Raw genomic sequence first — 25,725 nt, 5'->3', positions numbered from 1 at the left:
ATAAAAGGGGCGGACAAAAGGAGCAAAAGGGCCGGCGCCGTGGCGCCGGCAAAGGGGTCGTTGCTCGATCAGGCCACCGCGGCGTTCCATGCCGTGGCGTCGATTTCGATCAGCATCGGGCCGTCTTCGGGGCGATGGGCGATTGCCCGGGCGAGGCCGGCGGGGTTGCCGACCCGGGTCGCCGCACAGCCGAAGCCGGCCGCCAGGGTCTGGAAGTCCGGTGCCTGGATGTCCACGCCGAGGCGGGTGACGCCGGCGTTGTCCATGAAGCGGCGGATTTCCTCGTAGCCCTGGTTGTGCCACAGCAGCACGATGACCGGCAGCCTTTCCTCCACCGCACAGGCAAGCTCGGTCAGGGTGAACATCACCCCACCGTCGCCCACCAGCGCCACCACCGGCAGGTCCGGCTGGCCGAGGCTCGCGCCCATGGCCGCGGGCAGGCCGTAGCCGAGAGTGCCGTAGCCGGTGGACGCGTTGAAGAAACGGCGCGGCGCGTCCTGGCTGACCAGATGGTTGGCGGCGTAGGTGGTGGCGCAGGAATCGCCCACCAGGATCGCCCCCGGCAGGCTCTCGCGCAGGGTGTCGAACAGCGGCACATAGGGGCGGAAGGCCGGATCATCGGCCAGCGCCAGGGCGCTCAGCGCATCATGTGTACGCTTGCGGCCATCGCGCGAAAGCTGCTCACCGCCGAGGCGCTGGTCGCAGCCGGTGGCCAGCGCTTCGAGGCTGGAGGCAGCGTCGGCCACCAGTGCCAGGTCGGCATGCTGGTTGCGGGCAAGCTGCTCGGGGTCCAGGTCGATGCGAATCAGTCGACCGTCGAGGGTAAAGCCGTCGTCGAACACCACGTCATAGTCGGTCTCGCCAAGCTCGGTGCCGATGGCCAGCACCACGTCGGCTTCATGGGCAAGCTCCCGCACCGCTGGCAGCGAGGCGTTGGCGCCCAGATCCAGCGGATGGTCGCGGCCGAGCAGGCCCTTGGCGTTGATGGTGGTGACGGTGGGGGCGTCGAGGCTCTCGACCAGACGACGGGCGGCGTCCGGGGCATCGACGCAGCCGCCGCCGAGCAGCACCAGCGGGCGCTTGGCGTCGACCAGCCAGTCGAGCGCCTGCTCGAGTGCGGCGGGGGCCGGTGCGGCCTTGGCCAGCGCCGTGCGGCGCGTGCTGACAGGCTCGCTGACCGGGGCGTCGAACAGGTCGATGGGGATCTCGATATGCACCGGGCCGGGGCGGGCGCCATCGAACACGGCGAAGGCACGGGCCAGCACCTCGCCGAGGCCGTTCGGGTCGAGCAGGGTGTGGCTGAAGCGCGAGACGCCGGCCATCAGCTCGCGTTGGCCGGGGAGTTCGTGCAGCCGGCCCTGGCCGCGTCCCAGGGTGTCGCGGCGGTTGACGCTGGAGATCACCAGCATCGGCACCGAGTCGGCCAGGGCCTGGCCCATGGCGGTGGCGATATTGGTCATGCCGGGGCCGGTGATGATGAAGCACACGCCGGGCTTGCCGGTGGTGCGGGCGTAGCCGTCGGCCATGAAGCCGGCGCCCTGTTCGTGGCGCGGGGTGACGTGGCGGATGCCACTGCCCTGGTGGTCGTGTCCATTGCCGCCTTCGAGGCCACGATAGAGCTCGATGGTGTGGACGCCGGGGATACCGAAGACGGTGTCCACGTCGTAGGTGTCACGCAGCAGACGGATCAGCAGTTCAGCGCAGGTCATGCGGTACTTCCTTGAGACGGATCAGGGGCTTGAGACGGGCCAGGGGCTTGAGACGGATCAGAGGCTTGAGACGAGCCAGGGGCGAGGGCGGGGTCCGGGGCCACCGAGTAGGGGGCTCTTGCGAAGATCCGCCTGACCATGGGCTCGAAGTGCGCCAGCGGCAGGGTGTCATAGGCGGGGTCGAAGGACGGACAGTCCCAGTCACGACAGAAGGCTTCGCAGTCGTCGAACCAGGGGTGGCCGCGGAACCGCTCGCGGGCGTCCTTGTCGCCGCCGACCTTGTCCCAGTAATAGTGACCCTGGAAGACGTCGTGATGCTGGACGATCCAGTGGGTCTTCTCGCTGACGAAGGGGCGCAGGATCGAGGCAGCGAAGGCGGCGTGATCGAAAAGCGCCAGTTCGTCGCCGATGTCGTGGACCAGGGCGGCGACGATCATCTCTTCGTCGGCGCCGGCACGCTCGGCCCGGGTCGCGCTCTGCAGACAGTGCTCCAGCCGGGTGATCTGGTAGGGCTGGTGGCCCTCGCCCAGCCGGGCGAGGGTATCCAGTACGCTGTCGGCGAGGCCGGCCAGGTAGTCGGCGTCGTGGGCGGCGATCACCGCCCAGTCTTCTGCCGTGCTTTGGTCGATGCGGGTGAAGGCCGCCTTGCCGGCGGCGTGAGCATCGTTTGGGTCTGTCATGTCGGCCTCCCGATCAACCCACCAGCCAGTGGGCCATGACCACGATGATGGGCAGAGTGATGGCGGTGCGCAGCAGGAAGATCACCACCAGTTCCCACAGCTTGAGCGGGATCCGTGACTTCAGCAGCAGGGCGCCGATCTCTGACATGTAGATCAACTGGGTCAGTGACAGACAGGCGATGACGAAGCGGGTCAGTTCGCTCTCGATATCGCTGGCCAGTACCGCCGGCAGGAACATGTCGGCGAAACCCACCAGGGTCGCCGGCGCGGCGGCCTCGGCCTCGGGCAGACCCATCCACTCGAGCACCGGCACCATCGGCATGGACAGCCAGGTGAACAGCGGAGTGAACTCGGCCAGTACCAGCGCCACGGTACCGATGGCGATGACCAGCGGCAGCAGCCCGAAGAAGATGTCGGCGACGTTGAACAGTGCCAGGCGGGCGAGCTTGAGCGGGCCCGGGGCGGTCTCGGCGCGGGCCACGGCGATGCCCAGGCTGTAGCGCAACAGGCTCTGGTTGCCGGTGTTTTCTTCCTGGATCTGGCAGCCCACCGGCTCGTAGTAGGTGTTGGACTTGCGTGACAGCGGCGGCAGGCGCGGCACGATGACAGCGGCGACCAGGCCGGCGACCACCACGGTCAGGTAGAACGGCACGAACAGGTGGTTGATGCCGATGAAGCTGGTCACCAGCAGGGCGAAGGCGATCGACACGATCGAGAAGTTGGTGGCGATGGCCGAGGCCTCGCGGGCGTTGTAGAAGCCCTGCTCGTACTGCTGGGTGGTGATCAGTACGCCGACGGTGCCGGAGCCCATCCAGGAGGCGGTGGCGTCGATGGCGCTGCGCCCGGGCAGCCCGAAGATCTTGCGAAAGGGCGTGCGCACCATGGAGCCGATGAACTCCATGAAGCCGAAGTCCACCAGGAAGGGCAGCAGGATGGCGGCGAAGAAGAAGAAGGTCAGCAGCACCGGCGCCAGGTCATTGAGCATCACCCCGCCGGTGAAGGAGGCGGTGACCATCTCCGGGCCGACCTGGAAGTAGGTCATCAGCGCGAAGGCGGCGCCGAGGGCGCGCATCACCACCCACAGCGGGGCGATGTCGAACAGCTCCTTCATCGCGCCCTGGCGGGCCCAGCCTGGTTTGGTCAGCTTGACCACCAGGGTCAGCACGATGGACAGGGTGAGCACTACGGTGGCGATGGCGGGCAGGGCGTCGCCGAGGGTGGCCTTGAGCCAGTCGGCGGCCAGACCCATGCCGATGTTGATGGTGTCACCGACCGAGAAGGGCACCAGGAACAGCAGGATGCCGATCAACGACGGGACGAGGAACTTGATCAGACCATGGGTGCTTAGCTTGCCCCCGTCGGTCGTGATCTTGTCGGCAGAATGCAGGTGGGAGGACATGGGCGATCACTCTTTGCTGTTGTAATGGTCGGCGCCCTGACGCGGGCGCCTCGTTGGCTGTCGCCAGGGCCACTCCCTGGCCCTGTGAGGATTCAGTCGCGGCGCGCGACTCCGGGGAGCACGCACAGCATTTCATAGAGCAGGGTGGCGCCCATCAGGGCGGTGTTGCCGCTGGGGTCGTAGGGCGGGGAGACTTCGACCAGGTCGCCGCCGACGATATTGAGCCCCTGGGCGCCGCGCACGATCTCCAGGCCCTGGGCCGAGGTCAGGCCGCCCATTTCCACCGTGCCGGTGCCGGGCGCCACCGACGGGTCCAGGCCATCGATGTCGAACGAGATGTACACCGGGCCATCGCCCATCTGCTCGCGCACCTCGGCCATCAGCGGCTCGAGAGACTTGTGCCAGCACTGTTCGGCCTGGACCACGCGGAAGCCCTGCTGGCGACACCAGTCGAAGTCCTCGGCGGCGTAGCCGGTGCCGCGCAGGCCGATCTGGACGACCCGGTTGGCGTCCAGCAGCCCTTCTTCCTGGGCACGGCGGAACGGGCAGCCGTGGGCCACCTCTTCACCGAACATGTGCTCGTTGACGTCGGCGTGGGCGTCGATATGGATCAGCCCGACCGGGCCATGCTTCTTGGCGATGGCGCGCAGGATCGGCCAGGTAAGGGTGTGGTCACCGCCCAGGGTCAGCGGCACGCAGTCGTGGGACAGGACGTCGTCGTAGAAGCGGCTGATGATGTCCAGGTTCTTCGGCAGGTTGAAGGTGTTGATCGGCACGTCGCCGATGTCCGCCACCTGCAGGCTGTCGAAGGGTGCAGCACGGGTGGCCATATTGTAGGGGCGCAGCATGCGCGATTCGTCGCGGATCTGGCGCGGCCCCAGTCGGGTGCCCGGGCGGTTGGAGGTGCCGATGTCCATGGGAATGCCGATAAAGGCGGCGTCCAGACCCTCGGCGCTGGTCTGGGTGGGCAGACGCATCATGGTGGCAGGGCCACCGAAGCGCGGCATCTCGTTGCCGCCGAGAGGTTGATTGAAGTCGCTCACAGGGAACTCCTGGCATCGTGGATGGGGACGGTCGCGGCCCTGGGCCTGACGGTTGTTATGGGTGATGCAGACGTCGTGCCATCTTTTAAGCATTTATACTAAAGATGTAATAGAGGTGCAGGGATTCCAAGGGAAGGTCTGCTGTGGTGATAGACGTGATCCAGAAGTGAATCGCGATCCCGACGCATCGTGATACACTTCTGAATCAATGATGCATTTATGGATCGCTGGATGAGCGACGACGACACCAAGATTCTCAAGACCATCATCGACACCGCCCACGACCACTTCTTCATCGTCGCGCCGGATGGTCGTATCCGCGACGTCAGTCCCGGGGCGGCGGCGGTCTACGGCATGTCCTGCGAAGAGCTCTGCGCCACCAGCGTGCAGCGGCTCGAGGCCGATGGCGTGCTGACCCCGTCGGTCAGCCTGGAAGTCATTCGCAGCGGGCGGCCGGCCCAGCTGGTCCAGCGCACCGGCACCGGACGCAGGGTCATCGCCCAGGCCCATCCGGTATTCGAGGGTGAGCGGCTGGTGGCGGTGGTCAGCCGCTCCATGGACTTGACCGATCTGCAGCTGCTGCAGCAGGAGTACGCGCTGTTGCAGCGCCGCTTCAGCGAGCACTTGCGCCGGGGCCATGCGCTGGAGAGCGACAGCGAAGCACTCGAGGCCGAGCTCGATGACCTGGAGGTGAAAAGCCAGCTGATGCGCGAGGTGGCGCTGCTGCTCAAGCGGGTCGCGCCCACCGACGCCACGGTCTTGATGCTGGGCGAGTCCGGGGTGGGCAAGACCGCTTTCGCCCGCCAGCTGCACCGTTGGAGTTCTCGCCGCGATGGCCCCTTTATCGACGTCAACTGCGCCGCCATCCCTGAAAGCCTGTTCGAATCGGAGATGTTCGGCCATGAAAAGGGCGCGTTTTCCGGCGCCGCGCCGGGGGGCCGCAAGGGGCTGATCGAGCAGGCCGAGGGCGGCACCCTGTTTCTCGACGAGATCGGCGAGTTGCCCCTGGCGGTGCAGACCAAGCTGCTCAAGACCATCCAGGACGGCAGTATTACGCGGCTTGGGGACAGGGCCCCGCGACGGGTCGACTTTCGCCTGGTGGTGGCCACCAATCAGGACCTGTCGGCACGGGTCGAGCAGGGCCTGTTTCGCCTGGATCTGTACTACCGGCTGAACGTGATTCCGGTCACCCTGCCGCCCCTGCGCGAGCGCCGCGAGGATATTCCCGGCCTGGTCGAGCGCCAGCTAAAGCGCCTCAATCGGCGTTATGGACGCGACAAGATGCTGGCGCGAGACGTGTGGCAGGCACTGATGGGCTGGGATTGGCCGGGCAATGTGCGTGAGTTGGAAAACACCCTGGAAAGGGCCTGGTTATCCAGTGACGATGTCATCCAGGGCGATCTGCTGGTGCCGCCCACGGGGGCCTCGTTAGGGCCGCTCGGCTCGCAGCAGCGTGAAGCGCAGCAGACGGCGGCGTCTGTCACCGGAGCCTCCGCTGCGCTGGCTGATGGCGCTACTTCACCCGCGACACTATCCGCACCAGGTGCAGCGCGACCCGAGCTGCCGCTTGCCCGGGGCGAGGGCCTGAAGGCCGCCCTGGCCCGGCGCGAGCGTGAGATCCTTGCCGACTGCTGCCGTACCCTTCCCACCACCTACGCCATCGCCGAACAGCTGGGCATCAGCCAGCCAAGCGTGGTGCGCAAGCTCAAGCAGCATGGGTTGCGGATCGGGTGACTGGTGATGAAGGGCCGAGCTCTGCGGCACTTACTGACGGAAGACGTAAAAGAACCCGACCCAGGTGGCCAGGATCAGCAGTGGCTTCAACACCAATACCGCACCGCTGGTGGAGCCCTGTTCGTCGTGCTCGGTGTCGCTGGACTCCCCGGGCTGCATGGCGAGTACCACCGTCAGCAGCAGGTTGGCGCCGGGGACCAGCAGCATCAGGCTCCACAAGCCCGCCTGGCCCAGGTCGTGCAGGCGACGAGTGCCGTGGAGCACCAAAGGCTGAAGGCTGATGACAACCCACCAGATCCCCAGCAGGCCTGCCTTGATCGTCAATGCGTCCTCGAGGGCGGGGGCGGTGATGGTGGTCGCCCACAGGGCGGCATAGTAGAACGATAGCGCCAGGGTAGCGTTGAGACAGAAGTCGAGACGACTCTCGCGCCCCGCCAGGCTGTCGAACCAGTAGCCCGGCAACACTCGCCTGAGCTCGAAGGCCTGGGGCGATGAGTGACCGGGGGCGACAGGGTCGTGAAATCCGGGAGCAGTAGGGCGATGCATCGGTATCTCGTCCTGTAGATCCAGCGTGATGCCGGTGTGCAGTTGAGGGAGACTGGTTCGATAAGCTGCGTCCTTCCGACTTGAATCCTACCCATTTTCTCCCTTGGTCTAGATAGGCGATCACGTAGTTTCTAGTACGAACCGCGTAAATAGTGCTGGTTCATAAGTCTGGTGGGCGACCTGCTTCCGAAGGATGGAAGCGTTCGGCCTCTGCCTGGTCCTTGAACACCAGAGTGCGGTAGGGGAAGGGAATCTCGATATTGGCCTCATCGAGCGCGCGCTTGATGGATGCCACCACCTGATCGCGGGAAGCGCGGATGTCGACGGGGCGGGACCCGGTCCACCAGGCCACCTCGAAGTCGATGGAACTGGCGCCGAAGGCCTTGGCGAAGACCTGCACCGCACGTACGTCGCTGCGCACCGAGTCCACCTCGGCGACCGCGCCCTGGATGATCTCGCGAGCCTGGTCCACGTCCTCGTCGTAGGCGACGCCAACGATGATGGATGTGCGCCGGATATCGCGGTTGGTGCGGACGATGACCGGCTGCTGGAACAGCAGGGCGTTGGGCACCACGATCATCTGGCCGTCGGTGCGGCGGATACGGCTGTCGCGCACCGTGATCTGCTCTACCTGACCTTCCACGTCGTTGGCCTCCAGGGCGATGTGGTCGCCGATCTGGAAGGGTTCTCGCCACAGGATCAAGAGGCCGGCGAGGAAGTTCTCGAACACGTCCTTGAAGGCGAAGCCGATGGCGATGGAACCGAGGCCCAGGGTGGTAAGGGCCTTGCCGGGAGTGACGGTGGGGAAGATCAGGGTGATGGTGATCAGAAGTCCCCCGAGCCAAAGACAGAGCCCCGTCAGCATGGTCAGGACATCGCGCAGATTGCGTCGGAGCTTGGCCTTGTCGGCCACCCGCGCCACCAGGGCGCGGCCGAATCTCGCCACCAGCCAGGTCACCAGGATCAGCAGCAGGCCGGCGGCCAGTCGTGGGCCAGCAGAACCAATGTCTGACAGGTAGGCCTGAACCTCTCCCAGCAGCAGCGACACGAAGGGTAGTTGTTCCAGTTCTTCCATCGCATCCTCCCGGGCCATGTTCAGGCGGCGGGCGCACTATCCTGCGCCCTTGTTGCTGAGCATAGCGGGGCGCCAGGCAAATCGCGCGTCACCTGCCAACGCTGGCAGTCCGGATACCTCGTCGGTTCCGACTTGACCCTCTATTTATCATGATAAATACTTTTGTTCATCTGGAGGTGGCCGCGATACGCTCGCGGCGTCACTCCATCGCCAGGCCTTCTTCGACAAACGATCCAGAACGGTTCTTCCACAACAAGGACAACTCCATGAGTGCCCACGACCAGACGCTGAAAGAGCGCAAGAAGTGGTATCGCACGGTGCCAGACCCGATGGTGCTGATCTTCCTGATCCTGCTCGCCACCTATGCGCTGACCTTCATCATTCCCGCCGGCGAGTTCGAGCGGGTCATGCAGGATGGACGCACCCGCGTGGTGCCGGACTCCTTTCATTATCTGAGCGACGTGGCGGCGATCTCGCCTTTTGACATCTTCGTGGCGATTCCCAAGGGCTTGAACGCGGCCTCGCTGTACCTGTTCATCGTGTTCATCGCCGGCGGGCTGTTCCATATCCTTCAACGCACCGGCGCCCTCGAGAACGCCATCGGGGTGGCGGTCAATCGGGTCGGCGTCGAACGGCGTAACGTCATCATCACCGCCGGCACCTTCATCTACGGCTTCTTCGGTGTGGCCGTCGGCTTCGAGAACAATATTGCGCTGGTGCCCATCGCGGTGCTGATCGCCAGCGCGGTGGGCTGCTCCAGCCTGGTGGGCACCACCATGGCGGTGGGTGGCATCGGCGTGGGCTTTGCACTGTCGCCGATCAATCCCTATACCGTGGGCGTGGCCCAGGGCATCGCCGAGCTACCGACCTTTTCCGGCGCCTGGCTGCGCGCCTTGCTGGTGCTGACCTCATTGGGCCTGTTGTCCTGGTATATCTGTCGCTTCGTCACCCGCATGGACTTCGAGGAGCCCAACGACGCCAAGGCCATGAGCAAGTCGCTGGACGAGTACCACATGAGCAAGCGCGACAAGCTCACGCTGGTGGTGTTCGTCGGTGGCCTCGCCGCCATGCTGGTGGGGGTCTTTACCCAGGGCTGGTACATCAATGAGATCGCCGGCATGTTCCTGCTGATCGCCATCGTGATCGGCATCGTCAACGGCCTGTCGGCCAACGAGATCGTCAAGCAGATGATGGAGGGGGCATCCGGCGTGACGGCGGGCGCCCTGGTCATCGGCCTGGCCGCCTCGATCCAGGTGATCCTCAAGGACGCCCAGATCATCGACACCATCGTCTACGCCCTGAGCGGTCTGATTCAGGATATCCCGGGGGCGCTGTCGGCGATCATGGCCAGCGTCGTCCAGGGGGTGATCAATCTGTTTGTGCCATCCGGCTCTGGCCAGGCGCTGGTGACCATGCCGATCCTGGTGCCGGTGGCCGACCTGGTCGGCATGAGCCGCCAGCTGATGATCACCGCCTTCCAAGTGGGTGACGGCCTGACCAACCTGATCGTGCCGACCTCCGGTGGCACCCTGGCGATGCTGGCGCTGGGCCGGGTGTCCTACGAGAAGTGGCTGAAGGCTATCCTGCCCTTCATGGCGCTGGTCTACCTGCTGTCCTGGGGTGGTCTGGTGATCGGCCATATGGTCGGCTACTAGGTCGCGCCATGACACTGTCGCTGCTGCATGTTCATCCGGCTACCGGCACGGTAGCCGCCCTCACCGCCACCGGAGGTGTGGCGGTGGGCGGCTACGTTCACCATGTGTGGCGTGGCGTCGGCGCCTGCGCGACCCAGGGGCGGGTTACCCACCCCTGGTATCCCGACGGTGTCCGCCGGGCGCTGGAACGGGGGGAGGATGCCCGCGGTGCGCTTGCCCGGCAGGTCGACGCCGACAAGGGTGCCTCGTTGCGCCAGTGCCTGGTGATGGATGCCCGGGGGCGCTCAGCGCTGCATAGCGGTGCCGACAACCTCGCCACCGTCGCTTCCTGCTGCTACCCCGGCGTGGCCGCGGCGGGCAACCTGCTGGCCAGCGCCAAGGTGGTCGAGGCCCTGGCCCACGCCTTTGTCGACACCTGTTGTACCAACGCCGACGCCGTGCGCCAGGGCGCAACGCCCGAGTACCGCGACGACTATGAGGCGTACCTGCTCGAGGGACTGATCGACGCCCTGGAGGTCGCCTTGGTAGAGGGAGGCGACGTCAGAGGCACGCGCTCCGCCGCCCTGCGTATCGAGTCGTTTACCCAGGCCCCCCTCGATCTGCGTGTCGATTGGTGTGAGGGCGATATCGCGGGCGAGTTGCGCGCCCTGGCCAGGCGTGTGCGCGCGCCAGCCTTTGCCGACTTTCTGGCGTCCCTGCCGCGTCGCTGACGCCATTCCTTCTTTATTCCGGTGCCTCAAGGCACCCGATCTGGAGATATCATGACCGCTGACCACGAGACCATGACGCTCGGCGCACAACTGCTCGAGCGCCTCGACGAGGCTGCGTGTTTCTCGGAGCCTGGTGCCGGCGTGACCCGGCTGTTCTGCTCGGAGCAACACCGCCAGGTACTCGAACTTATCGCCGATTGGATGCGCCGGGCCGGACTTGAGCCCGAAATGGATGCCTCCGGGAATCTGGTTGGGCGATGCGACAAGGCGCGCGCCGGCGCGCGCACGCTGATCATGGGGTCACACCAGGACACCGTGGTCGAAGGTGGCAAGTATGACGGCATGCTCGGCGTAGCGCTGCCGCTGCTGGCGCTGGAGCGATTGAAGAAGGATGGGATCGAGCTCGACTACGGCGTCGAAGTGGTGGCCTTCGGTGATGAGGAGGGGACCCGCTTTCAGTCGACGCTGATCGGCAGTCGTGCCCTGGCCGGTACCTTCGATCCTGCCAGCCTGGAGGCCAGGGATGCCGATGGCATCAGCGTGGGCGAGGCGCTTCGGGCCTTTGGTGGTGATCCTGAGCAAATTCCGTCATTGGCCCGAGACCCTGACTCGGTGCTGGGCTTCGTCGAGGTCCACATCGAACAGGGGCCGGTGCTCGAACGGCGCGATCACGCTCTCGGCGTGGTGACCTCCTTGACCGGGATCGAGCGTCACCGGCTGACGGTGGCCGGCAAGGCAGGCCACGCTGGCACCACGCCGATGCCGGGCCGTCGCGATGCGTTGGTGGGGGCTGCCGAGATGATCGCCGAGGTCGACCGCATCCTTAACGCCACCGAGGATTTTGTCGGGGTGGTGGGTAAGCTGGAGGTACGCCCCAACGCGGTCAACGTGATTCCTGCCGAGGTGGTGTTCACCCTCGAGCTGCGCTCTCCCCACGCCGAGGTTCGGCGTCGTGGTCGCGAGGACATTCTGGCCGCCTGCCGACAACTGGCACAGGCGCGCGAGTTGTCACTGACGGTGGAGACGACCTATGAGGCCGAGGCGGTGGCCTGCGCGGACTGGCTGATCGAGGCCTTGGGGGATGCCTGCCAACGGTGTGATGAGCCGGCTGATCTGCTGTTCAGCGGCGCCGGTCATGACGGTCTGGCGATGTGCGACCTGACCGGTATCGGCATGTTGTTCGTGCGTTGTACCGATGGCCTGAGTCACCATCCGGACGAAGCCATCACCGCGGCCGACGGTGAGGCGGCCACTCGTGTACTGATGCAATTTCTCAAGGACCTGACTCCGAAAGCGCAATAGGCGTCGTCGAGGGAGGGCAAGGCACTCGCACCTCCGCCTCTGATGGTCGTTAACCTTCGTTGAGAAACCCGCGTCTTACCTGCGCCTCGTTGTCGTGCATCACCGCCTGGGCTTCCAGCAGATGCTCGCGCATCAGGGTGCGGGCGCGTTCTCCGTCGCCGGCCTCGATGGCGTCGAGCAGCCAGGCGTGATATTGGCAGCCGGCGGGACCGATATGGTGGTCACCGGGCTCGTATAGCCGCCGATAGACGGTGAGGTCTGACAGCACCTGGGCGGTGAAGCGAATGATGAAGGCCAGCAAGGGGTTGCCGCCGGAAAGCTGCGCCAGTTGCTCATGGAAGTCCAGCGAGTCGATGTGCTGCTGGCGCTCGGCGTCGAGGTCGCAGGCGGGCTCGGCGTAGCTCACAAGCGACTGGCGCAGCCTGACGATGTCCGAAGCCTCGACCTGACCCGCCAGCGAGGCTACCAGCTCCGGTTCCAGCGCCAGGCGGATCTGGTAGATGTCGCGGATCGAGATGTCCTTGAAATAGAGATAGTGGCTGAGCAGCGAGATGGCGCGGGATTCGCTCATCTCGCGGATAAACACGCCGCCGCCGGGGCCGGTGCGCGTCTCGACCAGCCCCTGGGCCTCCAGCACCCGGGTGCTTTCGCGAACCGTGCCCTTGGAGGCGCCGAGGATCTCCATCAACTCCGCCTCACCGGGCAGGCGATCACCCGGTGACAGCTCGCGCTCGACGATCCAGCCCTTGATGGTCTCTGCCAATTGATAGGGTCGTCTGCGAGGTGTCGATCCGGTCATGTTGGTCTCTCGTCGATGATGAAACCACAGCATATCAGAGCTCATGACGGACTGGCCGCCACCTCGTCGGTCAGGGCTGCCGCGACTGCGCAGGGCTGGACGGCAAAGATTTTGTGAATATTAGTTACATTTAGTAACAGTATGGCTATTCTAGAAGCCAAAGGGTGAAGCCTGTGCCTGAAGTGGCCTAAGCCGGTTAGACCGCAGTGCCCGTGAGGGGGTTACGGGTGACTTTATCTGCCACTCTGTGTGCAGCGTTTGTGTGGTGGTGGCGCCATCGACAATCTGTGGAGGCCTTTCGATGTCCTTTCGTGCTCGGCTACTGCTGGTGATGCTGGTCCTGACCATCGGGATCCAGCTGGTCGTGTCATGGGCGGTACTCAGTGCGCTCAAGACGACCGCCATGGAGCAGGGCGAGAAGGAACTGGGCGTGGCCTCCGGCGTGGCGCAAGCCCTGCTCGATGGCTGGGGCCAGCAATTGCTGCACAGTGTGGATCTGCTGGTGGAAGATCCGCGTTTCCGCGAGGCCATCGACCCGCTCGACAGCGCGGTGCGAGTGGACGTGCTTGGCGAGTACGCGGAGCGCATGGGTGCCAACATGGTGAGCCTGCTCGATGATGAGGGCCGTGTGATGGTGTCGAGCCATCATGATGCCGGGGCCACGGATGCTTTCCCTGACCTCCGGGATCAGGCGAGACGCACCGATGGGACCATCACCCTGTTCATTCATGATGGCGAGGCCTTTCAACTTGTCCTGCATCCGGTGCGGGGGACGACGTCCGTGGGCTGGCTGGTCATGGGGTTTCGCCTGGACGAGGACATGGCAACGGCGCTGTCGGCGCTGATTCGCAGCGACACCCATTTCGAGGTGCAGGTGGGTGAAGGTGAGGACGTTGGCCTTGTGGGGAGCGAGGGTCTGCGCCGAGCCTCGACGCTGTTCGAGGATGCAAAGGGGCGTATCCAGCTCGTGGTGGAACGTTCCTACGAGACTCTGCTGGCCGACTATCAGGCGATAAAGCGCCAGCTGGCCATCATCCTGGCGATCAGCCTGGCGCTGATGCTGGTGGCCGCCAGCTTGATCGCTAGAGGCGTGAGTCTGCCGCTGTTGCGGCTGGTCGGGGCGGCCAAGAGTGTGGGGCGTGGGGAACCTCTGGATCTCGATCGACTTCCCCGCAAGGGAGAATTTGGTCTACTGTCCTCGACCATGCTGAAGATGCAGAACGACCTGGTGCGCCGGGAAGCCGACATTCGCAAGCGCTCACGCCAGGACCAGTTGACCGGGCTAGGCAATCGCCAATGCGCCAACGAGGATATCGAGGCTGCCATCGCCACCGGGCGTCCCTTTACCCTGCTGCGGCTGACCATCAACCATATGCGCCGGATCAACGACACCTTCGGCCATGACTTCGGTGATCAGGTACTGAGTACGCTGGCCGGACGCCTGGCGGATCTGCCGGCACCCAAGGCAGGGGCTTACCGTCTCAGTGGCGACGAATTCCTGCTGCTGCTGTCAGTGTCTCACCTCGACCCGCTGTGGCTTGAGGATACGCATCGTCGACTGACCCGGGCGATTCGTCTGGATGGGTCGCCGGTGACACTCGATTGCGCCATGGGCGAGGCGCGCTATCCGGAGCATGGCGGCGAGGCCAACCTGCTGCTGCGGCGGGCCGAGATCGCACTGGATCGAGCACGTCAGCTACGCCAGTCCTATCAGTGTTACCTGCACGGCCAGGACGAACGCCATCTGCGCCATCTGTCTCTGGTGCGTGATCTCCAGCACGCCGCCAGCAACGGTGAGTTCTCGCTGCGTTATCAACCCCAGGTGTCGGCCCTGACAGGACGGGCCCTCGGCATGGAGGCACTACTGCGGTGGGATCACCCCAGGCTCGGACGCATTCCTCCGGATGAATTCATTGCCCTGGCCGAACGCTCGGGGCTGATCCACCAGCTGACCCAGTGGGTCATCGACACCGGCTGCCAGCAGCTGGCCAGGTGGAGCGAGGCAGGGCTCAATGTGCGCCTCGGGGTGAATATCTCGGCCATGGACCTGCAGCAGCCAGGGTTGATCAAGCGGGTCGAGCGGGCGCTGGACCGCCATGGCCTGCGCGGCGAGTGTCTGTGCATCGAGCTCACCGAGAGCGCGCTGATGGAATCGCCGGAGATGGGGGCGCGCAAGCTGCAGTCATTGCGCGCCATGGGGGTGGAGCTGGCCATCGATGACTATGGAACAGGCTATTCGTCGCTGGCCCAGCTCAAGCGCATGCCGGTCCAGGAGCTGAAGATCGACAAGTCTTTCGTCATGCAGCTGGTGAAGGGGTCCGAGGACGACGTCATCGTGTCCTCCACGATCGAGCTTGCTCACCATCTGGGGCTCAGCGTGGTCGCCGAGGGGGTGGAAGACCAGACGGTGGCGGACCACCTGGCGGAGCAAGGCTGCCATATGCTGCAGGGCTTCCTGATTTCACGACCAATGACCGCCGAGGCCGCCACCGAGTGGCTGCGCAGTCGCGTCGGGGACGGCATCCGCGACGCCGCCAACGAAGAACTGCGCTGAGCCTTGACGACGCTGCTTCAGGCGAAGCCGCCATTGGCGCGGATGACCTGGCCATTGATCCACTCGGCCTCGGGGCTTAGCAGGAAGGCGATCACCGCGGCGATGTCACGCGGTTGGCCCAGTCGCTCCAGTGGTGGCATATGGGTGAACCTTTCGATCTGTTCCTCGGTCTTGCCCGAGCGGAACAGTTCGGTATCCACCGGTCCCGGCGCTACCGCGTTGACGGTGATCCGCCTGCCGCGCAACTCGCCGGCAAACACCCGGGTCAGCGACTCCACCGCAGCCTTGGTGGCGTTGTAGAGCCCGTAGCCAGGCAGATTCAGCGCCAGCGCGCTGCTCGACAGGTTGACGATTCGGCCGCCATCTTCCAGGCGCGAGGCGGCTTCCCTCAGGGTGTTGAAGGTGCCGCGCGTGTTGGTCTCGAAGTGCGTGTCGTAGTCGTCGTCCGCCGCCTCGGCGATGGGCACCGCCTTGAGCACGCCGGCATTGTTCACCAGCGCATCGACGCGACCGAAGCGCTGCATGGCAGTGTCGAAAAGCTGCGCCACTTCGTCGGTGCGTGAGATGTCTGCCTGAACGGCCAGCGCCGCGCCGCCCTGGGCCAGGATCTCCTCGACCAGGCCGTCGGCGACCTCGCGGTGATGGGCGTAGTTGACGATCACTGCATAGCCATCGTTGGCCAGACGCCGACTGATGTCGGCCCCGATACCGCGTGAGCCACCGGTGATGATGGCGACCTTGGGAGAGTCGGATTCGCTCATGCTTCAGGCCTCTGGGGGTGCGTCGTAAACCTGGGGGCGCCGCCGATGGACAAGCCGAAAGCGGCGGCATGTGAGCAGCGATTCAGCGCAGTGCGATCGGTGGATCATCGAGCCCACGTACGCCGGGAAGCGCTTCGCTCAGGTCGAACAGGAAGGTAGCGCCGTCCTGGCGGCCTTCCTTGTGTTCTCGCTGTCCTTCGGTGGCGGTGGTGATCAGCAGGGTGGTCAGCTCACGCCCGCCGAAGGCCGGGCAGGAGGGCTGGTCGGCGTTGACCCTGACATGACCGACCTCCTCGCCATCCGGCGTCAGCCGGGCAACCCGCCCTGACCCCCATAGCGCCAGCCACATGTAGCCATCGGCATCGATCACTGCGCCGTCCGGGTTTCCCGGGTCGTCGTTGAAGTCCGCCCAGGGTTCGGGCTCGGCCAATTGTTCGGGCCTTGCCGCCACCCCGTCCTGAAGGAAGGCGCCGCCATCCTGGCGCAACGGGAAGCCCTCGGCGTCGAGCGCCCAGCGCATGACCACCCCGGTGGCGGTGTCGGTGAAGTAGCCAAGGCGACCATCCGGTGAAAAGCACAGGGCATTGGGTATGGTGATGTCTTGCTTCAGGCAGAAGACCTCGCCGCGGTACAGGCGATAGAGGCTGCCGGCTGCGGCTTCGGCGGCCTTGCCCATGGTCGAGAACCACAGCCCGCCGTGGCGATCGATGCGCGCATCGTTGCTGCGCGTCACCGGGTTGGCAGCCTCGACCTCGCGCCAAGGTGACACGCCGCCGTGGGCGTGGTCGCGTTCCTTGAGGCCGTGTTCGGTGACCAGCAGATCATCACCGCTGGTCAAGGGGGCGGCGAAGGACACCAGCTCGTCCAGCGCCTGGGACCGATGATCGCCGTCTTCGAGGCGGTAGCGATGGAAGCGGCGCCCGAGGATATCGAGCCAGCGAAACTCGCCACGCCGGGCGTCCCAGCTGGGGCCCTCGCCGAGTTCGCAGGGTGCCTCGACGATGGCGCGAGCCTCGCCAAGGCAGGGGGATGCGGAACGGGACATGACGTCTCCTCGAACTTGGCGGATGGCTCCTTGGGGCGCGCATCCACCAGGACTGTTGTCATTGTTCGGCAACGCGATCAGCCGTCGCTCACCACTCGGCGACGGAGCCGTCATCGTGCTGCCATACCGGGTTGCGCCAGCGGTGTCCGACCTTGGCGCGTTCCTCGACGAACGCCTCGTTGATCTCGACGCCCAGGCCGGGTCCCTCGGGAATGGCACAGAAGCCGTCCTCGATCGCCAGCGCGTTCTTGTCGACCAGATAGTCGAGCACGTCGTTGTCCTTGTTGTAGTGGATGCCCATGCTCTGTTCCTGGATAAAGGCATTGTGACATACCGCATCCAGCTGCAGCGACGCCGCCAGGGTCAGCGGGCCCAGCGGGCAGTGGGGAGCCAGGGCCACGTCGTAGGCCGAGGCCAGGGTGGCGATCTTCAAGCCTTCACTGATGCCGCCGCAGTGAGACAGGTCCGGCTGGACGATATCGACCATGTTGTCGGCGAGCAGGTCACGGAAGGCGAAACGGGTGTGCAGGCGTTCGCCGGTGGCGATCGGGGTGGCCAGATCCTGGGCGATGGTCTTGAGCACCGGCAGGTGCTCGGGTGCCACCGGCTCCTCGATGAACATCAGGTGATAGGGCTCGAGCTCGCGCATCAGCGTCTTGGCCATGGGCCGATGGACACGGCCATGGAAGTCCACCGCGATGCCCACGTCGGGGCCGACGGCGTCGCGAGCCTCGGCGACGCGGGCCACCGCCTCGTCGATCTTGCGATGGCTGTCGACGATCTGCATCTCCGGCGTGCCGTTCATCTTGAAGGCGGTAAATCCCTGATCGGTCAGTGCCTTGGCGCCGGCACCCACGTCGGCGGGACGATCGCCGCCGGTCCAGGCGTACATGCGCATGCGATCACGCACCTTGCCGCCCAGCAGTTGATGCACCGGGACGCCGAGTTCGCGGCCCTTGAGGTCCCACAGCGCCTGGTCGATGCCGGCGATGGCGGACATCAGAATCGGGCCGCCGCGATAGAAGCCGGCCCGGTACATGACGTTCCACAGGTGCTCGATATTGCGCGGATCCTGGCCGATCAGGTAGTCCGACAGCTCGTGCACTGCGGCTTCCACGGTGGCGGCCCGGCCCTCGATGACCGGCTCGCCCCAGCCGTAGACGCCCTCGTCGGTCTCGATCTTCAGAAAGCACCAGCGCGGCGGAACCTGCCAGGTCTTGAGTCGGGTGATCTTCATGGTCGATGCCTCTTGTGGGGGCCTGCTTGGCCCGATGTCGATGGGGTTGGGTGAAGCGAGCGGACGGGCTTAAAGGTGTCGCGACGCCGGTGTCGTGATGCCACTGGCCGGGAGCGTCTTGTCCAGGTCACGTGCGGTGCGCTCGAGCAGCAGTTCGGTGGCGTGGCGGGCCTGCTCTGGCTGCCTCAGGCGAATCGCCTCGAGTAGCTGGCGGTGGCGCTCCAGGCTGTCGCTGAGTCCACGCGCATGGCCGCCTGCTGCGTCGTCCGTGTGGTCGTCAGAGGAACTCCCGGCATGGCGCTGCGAGCGCTGGATCAGGGCCACGATGGAGGGCCTCAACAGCAGCCCCATCTGGCGCCAGACCAGGTTGTGGCTGGCGCGATAGATGGCGTCGTGAAAGGCCACATCGTGCTCGGCGTGGGCCAGTCGTTGCGAGGGCGCATCGGCGGTCTCCCGCATGCCTTCAAAGGCGCGTTCGATGCGTGCCAGGTCTTCGCCGGAGGCGTTAAGCGCCGCCAGCTCGCCGATATAGGGTTCCGCTGCCAGGCGAAAGGCAAACACCGCCTCGACCAGTTGCGGGTGGGGCGCGTCCAGGCTGGCCATCCAGCCGCTCATCTGCGGATCCAGCAGATGCCAGTCGACGATATCGCGCACCACGGTGCCGCGACCGGCGGTGCGCTCGATCAGACCCGCCGCGCTGAGTTCGCCCAGGGCGTTACGCACCCGATTGCGGCTGGCCTCGAAGTGCTGGCACAGATCCAGCTCCCGAGGAAACAGATCCCCCGGCTGCCAGTGTCCCGACAGAATCGCCCGTGCCAGTACCTCGGCCAGCGCCGCGGCACCGCGACCCTCGGCGGGCCTCGGGAGTGAAGCGAGAGCGTCCATCCAGGCCTCCATAATGTTCGACGTTACTATAGTTAATGTCTGACATTTTAGGCAAGGCAGGAATGCCTCGAATGGGGTAGACCTTGGTGGAAGGAGCGGTGCTGAACGCGTGCGCTTGTTAGCTCGCCGATTAGTGGCTGCCTGATTCTCGGCAGCCTCCGTCATTACCTTTATCTACTGATCGAGTTTCAGAGCAGCGTCGATCCCTTCATGGCGCTACGCATCATGACCTACGTGGGTCTGCTGTATCAGGACCTGGTAAAGCAGAGAAAGTTGGCCAGCAAGCGCAGCTTGCCGCCGGTACTGCCCATCGTCCTCTACAATGGAGAAAGGCGCTGGAGTGCCGCGAAGGAGCTGTCCGAACTGATTCATCCCGCAGCGGCACAACTGGCTCGCTACCAACCCTCGCAGTCCTATCTGCTGCTGGATGAAGGTGCAATCGTCGCCGACGAGCGCTGGCCTACGGACACCCGCAACCTGGTTGCCGCTATCTTTCGGCTGGAGTATCACCACAGCCAACAGGACGTGATCGACACCATCGGCCAGTTGGTGGAGTGGTTGAAATCACCCGGGCAGGCTCGGCTGCGGCGCCACTTCGCGACATGGATCAAGCGTGTCCTGCTGCCCAATTGGGTGCCGGGCGGGAACGACGACCACGAGCAGTGGCAGGCGCTCAATGACCTTGAGGAGGTACACACCATGCTGTCGGAACGTGCCAAACGATGGCCTGAACAGTGGAAGCAGAAGGGACTCGAGGAAGGGCGCGAGGAAGGGCGCCTGGAAGCCGCGCGTAACCTGCTTGCGCGCACCGCCATGGATGACCGCGAAATCGCAGAAATCTGTGAACTCGAGCTTGAGCAGGTGGCGGAGCTGAGAAGACAAGCATAAGGCAGGACAGCAGTGAATAAGGCCCACCTCCTGCTTTCCAGATGGCCCCATCCGGCGCCGATGACGCTCTCTCAATCGAATGTCTGAGGAAGCCCCGTCCAGTCCGGCAACTCCAATCCACCCAAGTGCATCTCGATGGTCAGCTCGGGTTCACGGGCGCACAGGCTCAGGGTGAGGCGGTCATCCTGGGCCTGCCAGGCGTAGAGGGGATCGCTCGACTGCTGACTATTCGAATGGCTATTGGAATGGCTATTTGAATGGCTGATTATGTCGGTCAGATCAGGCGCCATCAATGAGCCGATGCGGGTGGCAAGGACGTGGTCCGGGGGCTGGCCTTCGAGACAGCCGAGCTTGTAGTGAGCCTCGTACAGGGTCCAGGCGCGGTAGAAGGCTGCCAGGGCATCCGGCGCCCGCTGGATGGCCCTGCGTACGCTGGCTTCGGGCAGCGTCGCGATCAGGCCATCGAGGCGGCTTCGGTGACGCTGTCGCTGTCGCCGGTCGGGACATTCGATATCCAGCCCTACCGGCACCTCGGCGAGCCCAGCGACGACCAGGCTGCCGCTGTGGCTGAGGCACGTGGTCCAGGGCGAGGGTAGCCCGGGGTGGCGAGGCGGCCCGGCACCGCGGGGCGACCAGCCCGCCACAGGGCAGTCAAAGCCGAGTCCGGCGGCGAGTCGGCTGAGCCGTTCACGACCCAGGTGCGAGGCAGCCTCGCCGCGAATGCCTGCTTGAATGCGTCGCGGCTGTCGTCCGTTGTCGTGTCCTTGGCGTGCTTGCTGCGACCCAATTCCCTGTAGTCTCCCCCGTGCCGCACCCTGATCGGGCGTGCCGCTGGCCGGCAGTTCGGCGATGGCCAGCAGCAGGCGTGGGAGACGAGCCTCAGCGCAGGGTGACGACATCGCCCTTCAGCGCGACACCGGCCATCAAGGCGCCGGCGTGGCACTCGTACTCGCTGGTCGAGGCGCGTGCGTTCCTGTCGTAGAAGCTCTCGATATTGACCACGGCGTTGCCGCCCTGCTGGCGGGCACTATCCTGGAGCGCGATCAGCGCCGACAGCATGACCCAGCGACAGGCCTCTTCGTCGGTCTTGTTGAAGGCGTTGGTCTTGCGGCTGGTGACCACCTCACCGAAGTCCTGGCTGACGTTGCCGCCGGCATCGGCAAACACCAAGCGGATGTTCGGGTCCAGCTTCTCCTGGGCGGCCGGTGTGGCCAGGGCTTCCTGGATCGGCAGGAAGTAGGGGGTGTCCCTGGCTTGTGCGCTGGCGGCTGCGCCAAGGCCTGCGATCAGTAGCGTCGGTGCGAGGATTCCCTTTCTCATGGTGTCGTTTCCTTTCTTTTTGGTGGGAGGCCTGGTGGCCCCTTGGGCTTCAGCTACGGCCAGCGGCGGAAGATCAAGGAGGTGTTGATGCCGCCGAAGGCAAAGTTGTTGCTCATCACGTACTCGCAGTCGATGCGTCGGCCCTCGCCGCGCAGGTAGTCGAGCTCTGCACAGGCCGGGTCAGGATGGTCGAGATTGAGGGTGGGGTGAAACCAGCCCTCGCGCATCATCTCGATGGCGACCCAGGCCTCGAGGGCTCCGCAGGCCCCCAGGGTGTGGCCGGTGAAGCTCTTGAAGGCGCTGACCGGCTGGCGCTCGCCGAATACTGCCCGGGTTGCCTGGCTCTCGGCGATGTCGCCACGATCGGTGGCGGTGCCGTGGGCGCTGACGTAGCCGATCTGGGCGGGGCTGACGCCGGCATCGTCGAGGGACTGGCGAATCGCGCGCTCCATCATGGCGGCGTCGGGCTGGGTGACGTGGCGGCCATCGCTGTTGGTGCCGAAGCCGACCAGTTCGGCGTAGATGCGGGCGCCGCGAGCCTGGGCATGCTCCAGGTCCTCGAGGATCAGGCTACCGGCGCCTTCACCGATCACCAGGCCGTCGCGGTCGCGGTCGAAGGGGCGCGGCGTTGCCTCGGGGGTGTCGTTGCGGGTGCTGGTGGCGAACAGGGTGTCGAAGACCGCCGCCTCCGAGGCGGACAGTTCCTCGCAGCCGCCGGCGATCATCGCCTTCTGACGGCCGAAGCGGATCGCCTCGTAGGCGTAGCCGATGCCCTGGCTGCCTGAGGTGCAGGCGCTTGAGGTGGTGTGAATCCGTCCCCGTAGGCCGAGAAAGACGCCGATATTGACCGGCGCGGTGTGGGCCATCATGCGGATGTAGGAATTGGCGTTGAGGCCGTCGGTGGACTTGTTGATCAGCATGTTGCCGAAGTCGGCCACGGCGTCGGGCTCGCCGGCGGAGGCCCCGTAGGCGATGCCCATCTCGCCGCTGCCCAGCAGGTCGCTGTCGAGCAGCCCGGCATCCTCGAGCGCCAGCTCGCTGGCGCGGGTGGCCATGCGCGCGCCGCGCCCCATGCTACGCAGGGCCTTGCGATGGTAGTGGGCGGGCAGGCTGAAGTCTTCCACCGGGGCGCCGAGGCGAGTGTTGAGCCCATCGTAGACGTCCCACTCGGGAAGGTGGCGAATTCCACTTTCACCGCGCTGCAGTCGGGTCTTGATCGTGTCCCAGTCGTTGCCGACGGGAGAAAAGCCGGCCATGCCGGTGACCACCACGCGGCGGCCAAGTCCATCGGCTCGATGTCCATTGTGATGCATCAGCAGAGGCCTCCATTGACGGCGATGACCTGGCGGGTGATATAGCCTGCGTCCTCGGAGCACAGGAAGCTGACGGTGGCGGCCACTTCCTCGGCGCGACCGCTGCGGCGCATCGGAATCGCCTTCAGCGCTTCCTCGCTGGCCAGACCCTCGGTCATGTCGGTGTCGATCAGTCCCGGGGCCACGGCGTTGACGGTGATCCGGCGCTTGGCCAGCTCCACCGCCAGGGCCTTCACCGCGCCGATCAGGCCGGCCTTGGCGGCGCTGTAGTTGACCTGGCCACGATTGCCCATGATCCCCGACACCGACGACATGACCACGATGCGGCCTGGCCTGCGGCGTCGCACCATGGGCATGGTGATCGGCTTGACCACGTTGTAGAAACCGTTGAGACCGGTATCGATGACGCTGTCCCAGTCGTCATCGGTAAGCGCAGGGAAGGCGCCGTCGGCGGTGATGCCGGCGTTGCAGACCACCCCGTGGTAGGCGCCGTGGACCTCCATGTCGGCCTCGAGAGCGGCTCTGGCGGCGTCTCTGTCGATGACGTCGAAGCAGAGCACGCGGGCGTCACGGCCTAGGGCGCGAACTTCGTCGGCCACCTGTTCGGCGGCGTCACGGCGGCTGCGGCAGTGGACCACGATATCGAAGCCATCGCGGGCGAGCCTCAGGGCGATGGCGCGGCCAATGCCCCGACTGGAGCCGGTGACGAGCAGGGTATCGGTCATGGCGCTGAATCCTCGAGCATGGCCGACAGGGTCTCGGCGCTGTCGGGTTGAAAGACGTTGAGGGTGGCGTGGGCCAGGTGCCGATCCTCGGTGTCGCGCAGTTCACCACGAAAGGCGCCGAGTCCATTGTCGGCGCGGTAGTCGAGTTCGACCTTGACCTCGACAGGGGAATCGAAGACGAAATGCTCGACGTCGCAGTGATAGTGCCGTGAGCCCAACAGAAAGCCGATCCGGGGTTCGCCTCCGGCCTCGCGGGCGGCCCGCCCGGACCAGGCGGCAATGGCCTGGGCCAGCCACTCCAGGCCGACCCAGCCGGGAATGCCGTGGTCATTGGCAAAGGGGTCCTGCCGGTCGGGCGTGATACGGGCGATCAGATGTTCCTCACCGATCTCCAGCACGCTGTCGAGCAGGCACATGGCGCCGGAGTGGGGCACCAGGTCGGCGATAGGGGGCAGCGCGTCTGCACTGCCGGATGAAGAGGCATCAGTGGACATAAGGGGTGCTGTCACGGGAGTCGGAAGTGTCGTCATGGCGCGCGCTCCATCACCAGGGCGATATTGTTCCCACCAAAGGCGAAGGCGTTGGTCAGGGTACGGCGCACCTCGGTGGCTGGCGTCGTATCAGATCCGCACAGCGAAAGCGCGGGCAGTTGCGGGTCTGCTGCGTGCAGATGTGGCGGCCGCCGGTTGTGGTGCATGGCCAGCCAGCAGAAGGCTGCCTCCAGCGCGCCGCAGGCGCCCAGAGTGTGGCCGGTGAGGCTCTTGGTCGAGCCACAGGCCACGCCATCGGGGAAGGCTTGAGCGACCGCCCGGGACTCCATGCTGTCGTTCTGTCGGGTGGCGGTGCCGTGGAGATTCAGATAGTCGATCTGATCCGGACCGAGGCCGGCCATCTCGAGAGCGGCGCGCATGGCCTCCAGAGCGCCCATGCCGTCGGGGCGAGGGGCGGAGATATGGTGGGCGTCGCTGGTCTCGCCGCAGCCGCTGAGCTGAACGCCACCGGGTTCGGCGGTGACCAGGAACAGTGCGGCGCCTTCGCCCAGATTGATGCCGGCGCGATCCTCGGCGAAGGGGCGACAGGGCTCGTCGCTGACCGCCTCGAGGGCGGCGAAGCCGTTCACCGTAAGTCCGCACAGGCTGTCGGCGCCGCCGGCGATGACGGCGTCGCACAGCCCCGCCTTGAGCATCCGCCTGGCGCTGGCCAGGGCCTTGGCGCTGGAGGTGCAGGCGGTCGACAGGGTATAGGCGGTGATCAGACGGATATCCGGCCGCTCGGCGGCCAGGCGCCAGGCCAGAAAGTCGGACGCTGCGCCGATCTCGTGGCGGCAGTAGTTGAAGGGCTCCGGCCACTGGCCGCTGGCGGCACGATGGGCCACCGCCGCCTCGGTCTCGCCGATACCGGAGGTGCTGGTGCCCAGCACGACACCCAGGCGTGCCCCGGGATGGCTGGCAAGGTAGTCATCAAGGGTCGGCCGCAGACGCGCGAAAGCGGCGTCCAGCAGGCGATTGTTGCGCGAACGATGGCGCGCCGGCCAGTCACCGTCGTCGGGCAACGGCGTGGTCACGGTGCCCAGCCACAGCGGCCTGCCGGGGGTGTATTCATCGTTTCGTACCAGACCGTGCTGGCCGTCGAACAGCCGCGCGGCGATGGTCGAGAGGTCATCCCCCAGGGGGCAGACCAGTGCCGGCGCATGCAGTCGGCAGGGTGTCTGCGCAGGTGTCACGTCGAGGGGCATGGTGAATCGGTCACTGCGTTATGGTTGGTGGTGGTCGTGCTGACGCTGCTGTTCGGGCTTTTGTTCTCGCGGGCATCCGGGGAGGGCGCGAGGGTCGCCACGCTGAGCCGGTAGTCAGCCTCGATATCATGAATCACGTGGCAGGTCGGCGTCATCTCGAGTCGCACCGCCAGGCGGCCCTGATGATAGATGCGGCGCTCGTGGTCGCGCTGCGCGAGCGACCAGTCACTGCCGGCGAAGGCCTCGCGCAGGCGTGCTTCGGGCCACAGGCTGAAACTCAGGCGGCTGGCCAGCCAGTCGGCGCTGAAAGGCGGCTCGAAGGCGGCGCCCGGAGCGAAGCGCGCGCCCTCGTCATCCTGCACCAGGGTCAGCAGTCGCTGGCCCTGAGGGCTTATCAGCGCCAACTGAAGCTGCTGGTGGTCATGACGCAGCACGCCGAGCAGCACGCGGCGCTCGCCCTGGTGCTCGAAGGTCAGCCGCTGGGTCTGAGCGCTGATGGGCGCAAGCGTGTGCAGTGCCGGCATCGGCGCCACGCCTGGACCCAACCCGCAGGCGCCGAGCAGGCAGAGTATCACCAGCGCCGCGAAGGACCTGCCTGGCCCACGCAGCC

General features: G+C 65.7%; 24 protein-coding genes. 6 read left to right on the top strand and 18 right to left on the bottom strand.

What is annotated here, in order from left to right; translation table 11 throughout:
* Positions 1–68 precede the first annotated feature (68 nt).
* From NFG57_RS18235 to speB, 4 genes are all read right to left on the bottom strand, one after another.
* Positions 69–1,709, bottom strand: a complete 1,641-nt coding sequence (locus NFG57_RS18235; protein ID WP_222517091.1) for a 5-guanidino-2-oxopentanoate decarboxylase — start codon at positions 1,707–1,709, stop codon at positions 69–71.
* Positions 1,706–2,389: an HD domain-containing protein gene (locus tag NFG57_RS18230; RefSeq protein ID WP_287165665.1), complete on the bottom strand. Its 684-nt coding sequence runs from the start codon at positions 2,387–2,389 to the stop codon at positions 1,706–1,708. Before NFG57_RS18230 ends, NFG57_RS18235 begins: the two co-directional genes overlap by 4 nt.
* A 13-nt stretch (positions 2,390–2,402) precedes the next feature.
* Entirely contained in the window at positions 2,403–3,788 is a 1,386-nt protein-coding gene (locus tag NFG57_RS18225) for a YjiH family protein (protein WP_348814920.1), read from the bottom strand.
* Positions 3,789–3,880: 92 nt separating this feature from the next.
* Complete coding sequence (speB, locus tag NFG57_RS18220; protein ID WP_045993646.1) at positions 3,881–4,831, bottom strand: agmatinase; 951 nt, start codon at positions 4,829–4,831, stop codon at positions 3,881–3,883.
* A 231-nt stretch (positions 4,832–5,062) separates the two neighbouring features.
* Here speB and NFG57_RS18215 point away from each other — a divergent pair, with 231 nt between their 5' ends.
* The gene (locus NFG57_RS18215) at positions 5,063–6,565 is read left to right on the top strand and encodes a sigma 54-interacting transcriptional regulator (protein ID WP_222517089.1); all 1,503 of its coding nucleotides are present in this window, start codon (positions 5,063–5,065) and stop codon (positions 6,563–6,565) included.
* 30 nt (positions 6,566–6,595) lie between these two features.
* On the opposite strand, the gene NFG57_RS18210 is transcribed toward NFG57_RS18215, so the two are convergent.
* Together NFG57_RS18210 and NFG57_RS18205 are read right to left on the bottom strand one after the other, a co-directional pair.
* A complete protein-coding gene (locus NFG57_RS18210) occupies positions 6,596–7,111 on the bottom strand; it encodes a DUF805 domain-containing protein (RefSeq protein WP_222517088.1) in 516 nt (171 codons plus the stop codon).
* A 160-nt stretch (positions 7,112–7,271) separates the two neighbouring features.
* Positions 7,272–8,186 carry a mechanosensitive ion channel family protein gene (locus NFG57_RS18205; RefSeq protein WP_108449236.1) on the bottom strand — a complete coding sequence of 305 codons (915 nt, stop codon included), beginning with the start codon at positions 8,184–8,186 and terminating at the stop codon, positions 7,272–7,274.
* Positions 8,187–8,452: 266 nt separating this feature from the next.
* Here NFG57_RS18205 and NFG57_RS18200 point away from each other — a divergent pair, with 266 nt between their 5' ends.
* Genes NFG57_RS18200 through NFG57_RS18190 form a run of 3 tightly spaced genes read left to right on the top strand, consistent with a single transcriptional unit; the run spans position 8,453 to position 11,853 of the window.
* The gene (locus NFG57_RS18200) at positions 8,453–9,841 is read left to right on the top strand and encodes an AbgT family transporter (protein WP_045993637.1); all 1,389 of its coding nucleotides are present in this window, start codon (positions 8,453–8,455) and stop codon (positions 9,839–9,841) included.
* An 8-nt stretch (positions 9,842–9,849) separates the two neighbouring features.
* Positions 9,850–10,551, top strand: a complete 702-nt coding sequence (locus tag NFG57_RS18195; protein ID WP_222517087.1) for a DUF1028 domain-containing protein — start codon at positions 9,850–9,852, stop codon at positions 10,549–10,551.
* Positions 10,552–10,602: 51 nt separating this feature from the next.
* Positions 10,603–11,853, top strand: coding sequence for an allantoate amidohydrolase (locus NFG57_RS18190; RefSeq protein WP_348814919.1), 1,251 nt, complete (start codon positions 10,603–10,605; stop codon positions 11,851–11,853).
* A gap of 49 nt (positions 11,854–11,902) precedes the next feature.
* Here the strand turns inward: NFG57_RS18190 and NFG57_RS18185 are convergent, their stop codons facing one another.
* Entirely contained in the window at positions 11,903–12,697 is a 795-nt protein-coding gene (locus tag NFG57_RS18185; RefSeq protein ID WP_348814918.1) for a FadR/GntR family transcriptional regulator, read from the bottom strand.
* Between the two features lie 256 nt (positions 12,698–12,953).
* Here NFG57_RS18185 and NFG57_RS18180 point away from each other — a divergent pair, with 256 nt between their 5' ends.
* Positions 12,954–15,206, top strand: coding sequence for an EAL domain-containing protein (locus NFG57_RS18180; protein WP_222517085.1), 2,253 nt, complete (start codon positions 12,954–12,956; stop codon positions 15,204–15,206).
* A gap of 17 nt (positions 15,207–15,223) precedes the next feature.
* Here the strand turns inward: NFG57_RS18180 and NFG57_RS18175 are convergent, their stop codons facing one another.
* The 4 genes from NFG57_RS18175 to NFG57_RS18160 all read right to left on the bottom strand — a co-directional run bounded on the left by NFG57_RS18175 (position 15,224) and on the right by NFG57_RS18160 (position 19,134).
* A complete protein-coding gene (locus tag NFG57_RS18175; RefSeq protein ID WP_045993634.1) occupies positions 15,224–15,967 on the bottom strand; it encodes an SDR family oxidoreductase in 744 nt (247 codons plus the stop codon).
* 82 nt (positions 15,968–16,049) lie between these two features.
* A complete protein-coding gene (locus tag NFG57_RS18170) occupies positions 16,050–17,012 on the bottom strand; it encodes an SMP-30/gluconolactonase/LRE family protein (RefSeq protein ID WP_213230383.1) in 963 nt (320 codons plus the stop codon).
* An 88-nt stretch (positions 17,013–17,100) separates the two neighbouring features.
* Complete coding sequence (dgoD, locus tag NFG57_RS18165) at positions 17,101–18,249, bottom strand: galactonate dehydratase (protein ID WP_045993632.1); 1,149 nt, start codon at positions 18,247–18,249, stop codon at positions 17,101–17,103.
* 69 nt (positions 18,250–18,318) lie between these two features.
* Complete coding sequence (locus NFG57_RS18160; protein WP_348814917.1) at positions 18,319–19,134, bottom strand: FCD domain-containing protein; 816 nt, start codon at positions 19,132–19,134, stop codon at positions 18,319–18,321.
* Positions 19,135–19,263: 129 nt separating this feature from the next.
* On the opposite strand from NFG57_RS18160, the gene NFG57_RS18155 reads away from it, so the two are divergent.
* Positions 19,264–20,022, top strand: coding sequence for an Rpn family recombination-promoting nuclease/putative transposase (locus NFG57_RS18155; RefSeq protein ID WP_348816205.1), 759 nt, complete (start codon positions 19,264–19,266; stop codon positions 20,020–20,022).
* A gap of 71 nt (positions 20,023–20,093) precedes the next feature.
* Here NFG57_RS18155 and NFG57_RS18150 read toward each other — a convergent pair whose 3' ends face one another.
* Genes NFG57_RS18150 through NFG57_RS18120 form a run of 7 tightly spaced genes read right to left on the bottom strand, consistent with a single transcriptional unit; the run spans position 20,094 to position 25,639 of the window.
* A complete protein-coding gene (locus tag NFG57_RS18150; RefSeq protein ID WP_222517083.1) occupies positions 20,094–20,921 on the bottom strand; it encodes a 4'-phosphopantetheinyl transferase superfamily protein in 828 nt (275 codons plus the stop codon).
* Positions 20,902–21,342 (bottom strand): excinuclease ATPase subunit, encoded by a 441-nt coding sequence (locus tag NFG57_RS18145; protein ID WP_222517082.1) that lies wholly within the window; start codon positions 21,340–21,342, stop codon positions 20,902–20,904. Before NFG57_RS18145 ends, NFG57_RS18150 begins: the two co-directional genes overlap by 20 nt.
* A 53-nt stretch (positions 21,343–21,395) precedes the next feature.
* Positions 21,396–22,655, bottom strand: coding sequence for a beta-ketoacyl-ACP synthase (locus tag NFG57_RS18140; RefSeq protein WP_213230398.1), 1,260 nt, complete (start codon positions 22,653–22,655; stop codon positions 21,396–21,398).
* Positions 22,655–23,380 carry a 3-oxoacyl-ACP reductase FabG gene (gene fabG / locus NFG57_RS18135; protein ID WP_222517081.1) on the bottom strand — a complete coding sequence of 242 codons (726 nt, stop codon included), beginning with the start codon at positions 23,378–23,380 and terminating at the stop codon, positions 22,655–22,657. Before fabG ends, NFG57_RS18140 begins: the two co-directional genes overlap by 1 nt.
* On the bottom strand, positions 23,377–23,874 hold the full coding sequence (locus NFG57_RS18130) for a hotdog family protein (RefSeq protein ID WP_108133502.1): 498 nt from the start codon (positions 23,872–23,874) through the stop codon (positions 23,377–23,379). The genes fabG and NFG57_RS18130 overlap by 4 nt, the downstream gene beginning before the upstream one ends.
* A 32-nt stretch (positions 23,875–23,906) precedes the next feature.
* Positions 23,907–25,115 (bottom strand): beta-ketoacyl-ACP synthase, encoded by a 1,209-nt coding sequence (locus tag NFG57_RS18125; protein ID WP_348814916.1) that lies wholly within the window; start codon positions 25,113–25,115, stop codon positions 23,907–23,909.
* Entirely contained in the window at positions 25,100–25,639 is a 540-nt protein-coding gene (locus NFG57_RS18120) for a DUF3261 domain-containing protein (protein ID WP_213230404.1), read from the bottom strand. Before NFG57_RS18120 ends, NFG57_RS18125 begins: the two co-directional genes overlap by 16 nt.
* Positions 25,640–25,725 lie beyond the last annotated feature (86 nt).

Origin of the sequence: Halomonas sp. H10-59 (genome assembly GCF_040070555.1) — a bacterium.
Taxonomy (GTDB): domain Bacteria; phylum Pseudomonadota; class Gammaproteobacteria; order Pseudomonadales; family Halomonadaceae; genus Halomonas; species Halomonas litopenaei.
The sequence above is the reverse complement of the archived record's forward strand: the minus strand, read 5'-3'. Positions and strand labels throughout refer to the sequence as shown.